This is a genomic window from Catellatospora bangladeshensis (assembly GCF_016862575.1).
GTDB classification, from domain to species: Bacteria; Actinomycetota; Actinomycetes; order Mycobacteriales; family Micromonosporaceae; genus Catellatospora; species Catellatospora bangladeshensis.
The window spans coordinates 75,615-84,639 of sequence record NZ_BONF01000051.1 but is presented as its reverse complement, the minus strand read 5'-3'; the positions used below and the strand labels follow the sequence as shown (position 1 = coordinate 84,639).

At 70.7% G+C, this 9,025-nt stretch carries 6 protein-coding genes; 2 read left to right on the top strand and 4 right to left on the bottom strand.

All coding sequences use genetic code 11. The features are described 5' to 3' along the window. The first annotated feature begins 361 nt into the window (after positions 1-361). A complete protein-coding gene (locus Cba03nite_RS35205) occupies positions 362-904 on the top strand; it encodes a GNAT family N-acetyltransferase (RefSeq protein ID WP_203756056.1) in 543 nt (180 codons plus the stop codon). 92 nt (positions 905-996) lie between these two features. On the opposite strand, the gene Cba03nite_RS35200 is transcribed toward Cba03nite_RS35205, so the two are convergent. Then, the gene (locus Cba03nite_RS35200) at positions 997-2,265 is read right to left on the bottom strand and encodes an outer membrane protein assembly factor BamB family protein (RefSeq protein ID WP_203756053.1); all 1,269 of its coding nucleotides are present in this window, start codon (positions 2,263-2,265) and stop codon (positions 997-999) included. 422 nt (positions 2,266-2,687) lie between these two features. Between Cba03nite_RS35200 and Cba03nite_RS35195 the strand changes: the two genes are divergently transcribed. Beyond that, positions 2,688-6,296 (top strand): PKD domain-containing protein, encoded by a 3,609-nt coding sequence (locus Cba03nite_RS35195; RefSeq protein WP_203756051.1) that lies wholly within the window; start codon positions 2,688-2,690, stop codon positions 6,294-6,296. Between the two features lie 70 nt (positions 6,297-6,366). Here the strand turns inward: Cba03nite_RS35195 and hisC are convergent, their stop codons facing one another. From hisC to Cba03nite_RS35180, 3 genes are read right to left on the bottom strand one after another with little or no spacing between them, the layout of a single operon-like run. Further along, on the bottom strand, positions 6,367-7,425 hold the full coding sequence (hisC, locus tag Cba03nite_RS35190) for a histidinol-phosphate transaminase (RefSeq protein WP_203756050.1): 1,059 nt from the start codon (positions 7,423-7,425) through the stop codon (positions 6,367-6,369). Next, positions 7,425-8,321 carry an RDD family protein gene (locus Cba03nite_RS35185; protein WP_203756049.1) on the bottom strand — a complete coding sequence of 299 codons (897 nt, stop codon included), beginning with the start codon at positions 8,319-8,321 and terminating at the stop codon, positions 7,425-7,427. Before Cba03nite_RS35185 ends, hisC begins: the two co-directional genes overlap by 1 nt. Before the next feature lie 9 nt (positions 8,322-8,330). Further along, a complete protein-coding gene (locus Cba03nite_RS35180) occupies positions 8,331-9,005 on the bottom strand; it encodes an RDD family protein (RefSeq protein WP_203756048.1) in 675 nt (224 codons plus the stop codon). Between the last annotated feature and the right edge of the window lie 20 nt (positions 9,006-9,025).

The window sequence follows — 9,025 nt, the reverse complement described above, 5'->3', positions numbered from 1 at the left end:
GAAGGAAGGGCACCTTCTTAACGCTATCCGTAGCAGAAGGGCACCTTCTTAACCCCAGCCGTGCGCAGGCCCGCCCCGGCCGGCCGGCAGCCCAGCGAAGATCGCCGTCTCGTGTCGAAACCCCGCGCCAGAGCGCACATCCGGACACGAAACCGCGATCACCGGCCCGCCGCAGACAAACCTCCCTCCCCACAGCCGCCCCGACGCCCGCGGCCGGCGATCCCTTAACTGCCAGCTCCGCGCGATGATCGCCGTCTCGTGTCCAAAGCTGTGGTCAGAGCCCAGGTTGCGACACGAGAACGCGATCAACCGCGGTTCAAATTGGTCGTCGTGGAATCGGCGGCTTGTCTAGGGTTCGGGCATGGCTGAACTCGTCGCACCCACCATGGATCTGCACGCCTCGTGGCTTTCCGCACGGGACGAGTTCGTGAAGGCAGGCGAGCTGCTGCACGGCGGCGGTCCGCAACCCGATGACGACGTGACTTCACCCGCTGCATTCGCTGCCTGGATCGAACGTCTGGCGGTCATGTCGGACGACTCGATGCCGATCGCGCCGGGCTTGGTCCACGCGACGTACTGGTGGATCGTCGAGGACGGTGAAGTGGCCGGGTCGATCTCGCTCCGGCACCGCCTGAACGAGTTCCTGCTGGAGGCCGGCGGCCAGATCGGCTATTCGGTGCGTCCGACGGCACGCAGGCGTGGACTCGCCTCCTGGGCGCTGGGCGAGGTCCTGGAACACGCCCGCACCCGCCGCGGCCTCGATCGCGTGATGATCTCCTGCAGGGACGACAACCCTGGCTCCGCCCGCACCATCGAGCGCAACGGCGGCGTCCTTGAGGACATCCGTGAAACCCCTCTCGGCCTGACCCGCCGCTACTGGATAAACCTAACCCCGGGCAACTAGCGGCCGCGCAGAGCAGATCGATCACGGCCCCGTGGACACGACACGCCGTCGAACACGCCCATAAGTTCATGATCAACGCGGGATGGGAGGGGTCAGGAGCCGGTGAGGAGGACGGGGCGGGGGAAGAGGTAGTAGTCGGAGTCGGGGGCGGTGGCGGGGGCGCCGGGGATGGTGCGGACCAGGACGACGTAGCGGCCTGAGGTGTGGACCTGGGAGAGGTCGTACGGGGTGACGGGTTCGTGGCGGAGCTGGATGGAGGAGCGGGAGAGTTCCTTGCCGGACTCGGCGCTGACCGCGATGAGGGTCTGGTCGGGGGCGAGCAGGAGCACCCGGTCGGTGCCGGCGGCGAGCAGGCGGCCGGGCGGGGTCGCGGCGTTGCCCGGTGACGGCTGCCAGGTCCAGCGGAGTTCGCCGGTGCGCGGGTCGCGGGCGTCGAGGCGGGTCACCGCGGCGGGGTCGGGTGCGGTGACCGCGACGCCGCCCGCGAGCACGGTCCCGGGTGCGGACAGCGGCGGGGACGGGATCGCGGCGGTGCCGTCGAGCAGGAGCCCTTCCGTCCCGGACGGGCCGGTCAGGCGTACCCCCGGACATGTCGAATGGCCCACCGGGCAGGAGACCGGCTCCACCGCGGTGATGCCGCTGCCGAGGTCGGGGAGGGCGGCGCCGCCGGCGGCGCCGACCCGGCGGACCGTGCCGGCGCACGTGTCGTGGACCAGGTACTGCCCGGCGGAGGTGAGGTCGGTGCCCCGGCAGGCGGCGTCGGCGGGCGCGGCCAGCTGCCAGCGCTGCGCGCCGGTGGCCGGGTCGTACGCCGTGACGTGCGCGGGACCCGCGACGACGACGGCGTCCGCGGTGCTGAACAGGCCGGGCGGCTGGTACAGGGTGGCCGCGCCGGTGCGGCGCCCGGCGTAGGCGTCGCCGAGCGGCTCGGCCGTGGCCTGCCAGACGGTCTCGCCGGTGCGCGGGTCGGTGCCGACGAGCTGCCCGTCGGACCAGCTGCTCACCACGACGGGCGACGGGCCGCCGCGCGCGACCACACCGATGAGCTGGGCGGGCCAGCGGCGCAGCGACCACAGTGCGCTGTTCTCGTACTTGAAGTTCGGTGGGGCGTCGGCCCACACCTGGCGTTCGGCCGCGAAGATCCGGATGCGGTCGTCGAGGATGAGCGGCGCGGACACCAGCGCCCCGATCGGGCCCGGGGCCGGGATCACCGGTTCGGGGTAGGGCTTTCGGGCCGGGCTGACCACTTCGGCGGGGGCGAGCACGCGCCAGGCGGTCAGCCCGGCTGCCGCGAGCAGGGCCGCCGCGACGACGCCGATCACCGCGAATCGTGTTCCGCGGGGCAGGGTCCGCCAAGTCATAGGAGCACCCTATTACGGTCGCCGGAACGTATTCCGGCGGCGTTCGTCCTGCTGGCGCCTGGTGTCGACGGATCGACGCGGATGCCGTCACAGCATTGTGCCGGGGCCTGGTGTCATAAGTGCGACTCAATGGCACGTCAGTGCAGGGCGCACGCATCGCCGCAGGTCAGGCGCGTGACGTGGGTCATGTTGGACGTGGGCACGGCGCATTCGGACCGGACGGCCCACCGGTCGATGCGAAGAGACCATTCCGGACGGTGGGGCTGCTTGAGAGTGTGCTCCGTAGCCTCCGGGGGAGGCTCTCTTTCCACTGGGTTTGGGGAATCTTCATGCGTGGGGGATCAACCGTGCGCACACGCAGAGGCGTGGCATCGTTAGTAACAGCCTCCCTGGTGGGAGGGCTGTCCATTCTGGGCACCGTCGTGGCGGCGTCAGCGCCGGCCATGGCGGCACAGCCCAAGCCGAATCACACCAGGCTGGCACCGGACATTCCGCGGACCAACACGCCGCGGATCACCACCGGTGAGATCACGGACCTCGCCTACATCGGCAACCGGGTCTTCATCGCCGGCACCTTCACCTCGATCCGCAACAACACGTCGACGAACACGACGACGGTCAACCAGGCGTACCTGGCGGCGTACAACATCGACACCGGCCTGATCGACACGACGTTCCGCCCGACGTTCGCCGGTGGCGCGGTTACCGAGGTCGAGGCCTCGCCGGACGGCACGAAGCTGTTCGCGGTGGGCCGGTTCAACACGGTCAACGGCGTGACGAAGCGCAAGGTCGTCTCGCTGAACATCACCACGGGCGCGCCGATCGCCGGGTTCACCGCGAACGCCAACGGCGCCGCGACCTCGATCGAGGCCACCAACACCACGGTGTACATCGGCGGCCAGTTCACCACGATCAACAACGTGGCCCGGGTGGGTCTGGCCGCGGTGAACGCGTCGACCGGCGCGGTGGTGACCGGCTTCGTGAACAACCTGTCCGGCGGCATCGGCGTCGACGGCGCGCTGACCGTGCAGGCCCTGGTGCTGACGCACGACGACAGCAAGCTGCTGGTGGTGCACACCGGGCGCCAGATCGCCGGGCAGGACCGGTACGGCGTCGGCCTCATCAACACCACGAACAACCAGCTGCTGCCCTGGCGCAGCCGGCTGTGGGACGACAACCTGCAGTTCGTCGGCGGCATCCAGCGCATCTACGCGGGCGACATCGCGCCGAACGACCAGTACTTCGTGGTGACCAGCGGTTCCGGTGGCGACCGGCCGCCGATCAACGACACGGCGATCGCGTTCCCGATCGCGGGGGACGACCACGTGCAGCCGCTGTGGATCTCGCGGGCGTTCGACTCCATCTACTCGGTCGCGATCTCGGAGAACGCCGTGTACATCGGCGGCCACTTCTCCTGGGTCGAGTCGCAGAGCGCGCCGGACCCGTGGCCGGGTCTGGACGACGTCGGCTACGGCACCGGCCAGGGCCTGGGCGGCTACGGCCTGGGTGACGCGGTGGTCCGCCGCGACCACATCGGCGCGCTCGACCCGGCCAACGGCAAGGGGCTGGAGTGGAACCCGGGCTCGAACTCGTTCGAGGGCAACAAGGCCATGCTGGTGACGCCGCGTGGTCTGTTCGCCGGCGGTGACGCCACCACGCAGGGCGGCTACAACGTCGGGCGGGTCGCCTTCTACGACTTCAACACGATCCCGGCCGCGTCGCCGTACGACACCACCATCACCTCCCCGGTCGAGGGCAAGGTGTTCCCGGCGGGGCAGCAGTTCACCATCACCGGCACCGCGACCGCGACGGGCGGCCTGCGGCGGGTCCAGGTCGAGATCATCGACACGGCGACCAACCGCTACCTGCAGCCCGACCTGACCACCTGGGGCGCGGCGACGATCATCAACACCAACCTCGCGTCGCCGAACGCGGTAACCAGCGCGTGGTCGCTGCCGCTGACCATCGCGGGCAACCACACGCTGAAGGTCCAGGCGAAGTCGTTCGCGCTGAACGGCAACAGCGACGCCACCAAGGCGATCAAGAAGTTCGAGACGTTCAGCCTGGACGACCGTACGCCGACCGCGTCGGTCACCGGCCCGACCGGCTCGGTCGTCCCGTCGACGACGTTCACGGTCACCGGCACGGCGACCGACGACAAGGGCGTGCAGTCGATCGGGTACACGCTGCGCGACGCCAACAACCGTTACCTGCAGGACGACGGCTCGGCGGGCACCGCGTACAACCAGTTCCGGATCCAGCCGGACGTCGTGGGCGGCCTGTCGACCACCTGGTCGACCGAGGTCACCGTCCCGTACGAGGGCCAGTGGCAGATCCAGGTGGTGCCGACCGACACGGCCGGCCAGTCCTCGCTGGACACCAGTGACCGGACCTGGATCGTCAGCACCACCGGCATCGCGCCGTCGGTGACCATCGCCGCGCCCGCGGTGATGAACCCGCCGACCGCGACGCCTGCGATCACGGTGGCGCCGGGCAGCCCGATGACCTTCTCGGGCACGGCCTCCGACGACGAGAACCTGTTCAGCGTCGAGATCCAGCTGCGCAACTCGACCACGCGCGAGAACCTGGCCTCCGACGGCACCTGGGGCACCGACGTGCAGGCGGGCTGGTTCCGCGTCACGCCGCTGAACCTGAACGCGACCAGCGTCAACTGGTCGTACACGACGCCGTTCAACCTGAAGCCGGGCACGTATTCGTTCTCGGTCAAGGCCACCGACGACGTGGGCCTGGAGACGTCGAGCACCAACCAGGGCAAGCTGACGATCAACTCGCAGATCCCGGGCGACAACCCGCCCAACGGCCTGCTGAACGTCACCGGCAACCAGACCGCGTCGGTGCTGCACCTCGACCTGGCCGGCACGGCCACGGACGACTTCGGCGTGGCCAGCGTGAAGGTCGCCATCCGGGAGCAGGACAGCAGCCGCTACCTGCAGGCGGACGGCTCGCTGAGCGCGGCGTTCGCGACGCGCAACGCGGTGCTGGCCAGCCCGAACGGCACCAGCACCACCTGGACGCTGTCCACGGACCTGCCCACCCAGGGCCGGTACGCGGTGACCGCGTACGCGTACGACACGGTCGGTCAGCAGGACACCTCCACCACGGGGGCGACCGCCACGTACGCGATCTACCCGGGTGACCTGCCGCCGACGGTGACGCAGGCCCTGATGGCGCCGCAGAACGGTGCGGTCTTCACCGACGCCCGCATCTTCGTCAGCGGCCGGGTCGAGGACGACCAGCAGATCGCCGCCGCGCAGGTGGCGATCGTGGACAGCGCGGGCCGCTACATGAGCTCGACGGGCACGTTCACCAGCACGGCACAGAGCTGGCGGAGCGCGTTCCTGAACTCGCCCGGCTCGCCCGGCTCGAACTACTCGTACACCACCCCGGCGATCCCGGCCGGTACGTACACGGTGCGGGTGCGCGGCGTGGACCAGCACGACTTCGCCACCGACCCGCCGGTCGACGTGACGGTGACCGTGCAGGTGCCGCCGAACAACGCGCCGGTCGCCAACTTCACGGCGTCCTGCACGAACAACGTCTGCACCTTCGACGGCCGCACCTCGACCGACGAGAACACCCCGGCGCTGACGTACTCGTGGAACTTCGGGCAGGGCACCGGCTCCGGCGCGGTGGCCACCAAGACCTACACCGCTCCGGGCACGTTCAACGTGGTCCTGACGGTGCGGGACGAGTACGGCCTCACCGCGACGAAGACGCTGCCGGTGACCATCACGGAGCCCCCGGGCAACGCGGCGCCCACGCCGGTGATCAACACGCCGTCGTGCACGCTGCTGGTGTGCAACATCTCCGGGGTCGGGTCCACGGACCCGAACGTCGGCGACACGTTCACCTACCGCTGGGACTTCGGTGACGGCACGGCGCAGAGCACGGCGTCGTCGATGTCGCACACCTTCCCCGCGGCCGGCACGTACACGGTGACCCTCACCGTGACGGACGGCTGGGGCAAGGCCGCCAGCACCACGCGGCAGATCACGGTCGCCGCGGCCTGACGGCTGACATAGAGAAACCGCCGCCGGCTCGCTCACGCGGGTCGGCGGCGGTTCTTTGTTCGGTACGCCCTCAGCCGAGGAACTTGTCCGCGGCGTGCAGGAACGCGTCGTTCTCGTCCGCGGTGCCGATGGTGACGCGCACGCCCTCGCCCGCGAACGGCCGCACGATGACGCCCTCGGCCTCGCAGTGCTGCGCGAACGGCACCGCACGCTCACCCAGCGGCAGCCACACGAAGTTGGCCTGGCTGGCGGGCACGCCCGGCAGCACCTTGGCCAGCGCGATCTGCACCCGGTCGCGCTCGGCGATGACCAGGTCGCAGCGGCGTCGCATCTCCGCCTCGGCGTCCAGCGCGGCCAGGGCCGCGGCCTGCGCGGGCAGGCTGGTCGAGAACGGGGTGACCACCTTGCGCACCGCGCCGGCCACCTCCGGGTGCGCCACCAGGTAGCCGACGCGCAGGCCGGCCAGGCCCCACGCCTTGCTCAGGGTGCGCAGCACGGCCACGTTGGGCCGGTCGCCGTACACCTCGACGCCGTTCGGCACGCCGGGGTCGGTGACGAACTCCAGGTACGCCTCGTCGAGCACGACGAGCACGTCCTCCGGCACGGCCGCCAGGAACTCGTCCAGCTCGGCCTTGCGTACGCTGCTGCCGGTCGGGTTGTTCGGGTTGCAGACCAGGATCATCCGGGTGCGATCGGTCACCGCGGCGGCCATCGCGTGCAGGTCGTGGCCGTGCTCGGCGGTGTTCGGCACGCGCACCGAGGTCGCGCCCGTGGTGTGCGCGATGATCGGGTACGCCTCGAACGAGCGCCACGAGTAGAGCAGCTCGTCGCCGGGCACGCAGGTGGCGCGCACCAGGTGCTCGGCGAGCGCGACGGAGCCGCAGCCGGTGACGACCCGCTCGGCGGGCACCCCCAGCCGGTCGGCGAGCCGGTCGCGCAGCTGCGCGACGCCCATGTCGGGGTAGCGGTGCACGTTGGCGGCGGCCTCGGCCACCGCCTCGACGACGCCGGGCAGCGGGCCGTACGGCACCTCGTTGCTGGCCAGCTTGATCGCGCCGGGCACGGACCGGCCCGGCACGTAGTTCGGCAGGGCGTCGAGGTCAGCCCTGGTGAGGGTCCGCTTGCCCATCACATGCCACCTTTCTTGTCGGTCCGGACCGGCTCCGGCGGGTGCACCACGAAGGTGCCCGCGGACCGGTCATGCCAGGCCATGCGCTGCTGTCGGTCGATCAGCAGGAAGACGACGTCGGCGAACTGCAGGATCACGAAGAACGGCCCGCAGCAGGTGAGCAGCAGCAGCGGCATGGCCAGCGGGCTCCAGCGCCGCCAGGCCCGCCCGATGCCGAGCGGCTCCAGGCTCTCCGCGCGCACCACCTTGACCTTCGCCATCCGCTTGCCGAGCGTCTGCCCGGTGTGCGCGGTCGCCGGGACCTCGTACGCGAACCACAGCGCCAGCGCGATCAGGACGATCACGAACAGCAGGGCGTCCATCTGCGCGGGGCGCGCGATGTCCAGCGGCAGCGAGCCGGTCTCCAGCCACTTGTTGGTGACCGCCTGCGTGTACGGGATGTAGTCGCGCAGGAAGAGGTACACGAACCAGCCGTTGACGACGACGTTGAGCAGCACCAGGGCGACCGTGTCGATGATCCGGGCGACCAGCCGCGCGCCCGGCGTGGCCAGCGGCATGCCGTGCGGGCGCACCGGGGGCTGCGGCACGGGATACGGCCAGCCCGGCGGCAGCGGGCGGCCGCCCGGGGCACCGGGGCCGCCTGGGCCGCCGGCCGGCGGGTGCGGCGGCGGGGTCAGGACGGGCGGCGTCGCGCCGTCCCGCGCGCCGCTGACCTTCGCCACGGGCTCTTCGGCCGGTGCGAGCGGCGGAGGCGGAGGCGGCGGCGGTGCGGCCGGGGGCCCGTCCGGCGGGGTCGCGTCGGCGGGCAGGGGCGCGCCGAGCCAGCCCTCGCCGTCCCAGTAGCGCTGCGTGCCGGGATCGGCGGGGTCCTTGTACCACCCTGGGCTGATCGTCATGACTGCTATTTAACCGACCTTCACCACGACGGTCCGCGCGGCCTTGTCATGCAGGCACTGTTGCAGCGGTTTGTCCCACAGCTGCCAGAAGCCGTCGAGGTAGCTGAAGAACGGCACGAACAGGCCCACCACGCGCTCGACGGCCCAGCGCTTGGTCAGCGCGCCCCGGTCGAGCACCTCGGCCGGGTTCGCCATCACGACGCGGATCTTCATGGTCTTCTTGCCGACGGTCTGGCCGCCCTTACGCAGCTGGTACTCCACGTAGTAGAGGTACGTGAAGATCAGCGTGAAGCCGAAGACCACCACGAAGAAGATCATCATCGGGCCGAACAGCGCCCAGAAGTCCGGCGGCACGGGGTCGCCGTAGGCGTCGTAGCTGCTCGCCGACTCCTCGATGGTGGAGATCCAGCTGAACATCCAGATGAAGGTCAGCGGCAGGGTGACGACCATGCTGATCGCGCTCGCGATGAGGGCGTCCAGCAGGAACGCCAGCAGGCGGTCGCCGAAGCTCGCCAGGGGCAGCCCGTTGGGGGCCAGCGGGAGAGCGAGCGGCTGGTACGTCCCCGGCGGCGGGGGCGGCGGCACCCAGCCCGCGGGCTGCGTGGACCACGGCGTGGCGGGCGCACCCGCAGCGCCGGGCTGCGGCGCCGGCGGCGGGAACGGCGAGGGGGAGGGGGAGGTCATGCGTGACATCCTTCCATGTC

Coding starts and splice junctions, on each gene's coding strand:
- Cba03nite_RS35200 (WP_203756053.1), bottom strand. CDS start 2,265: ATGACTTGGCGGACCCTGCCCCGCGGAACACGATTCGCGGTGATCGGC.
- Cba03nite_RS35185 (WP_203756049.1), bottom strand. CDS start 8,321: ATGACGATCAGCCCAGGGTGGTACAAGGACCCCGCCGATCCCGGCACG.
- Cba03nite_RS35180 (WP_203756048.1), bottom strand. CDS start 9,005: ATGACCTCCCCCTCCCCCTCGCCGTTCCCGCCGCCGGCGCCGCAGCCC.
- Cba03nite_RS35205 (WP_203756056.1), top strand. CDS start 362: ATGGCTGAACTCGTCGCACCCACCATGGATCTGCACGCCTCGTGGCTT.
- hisC (WP_203756050.1), bottom strand. CDS start 7,425: ATGGGCAAGCGGACCCTCACCAGGGCTGACCTCGACGCCCTGCCGAAC.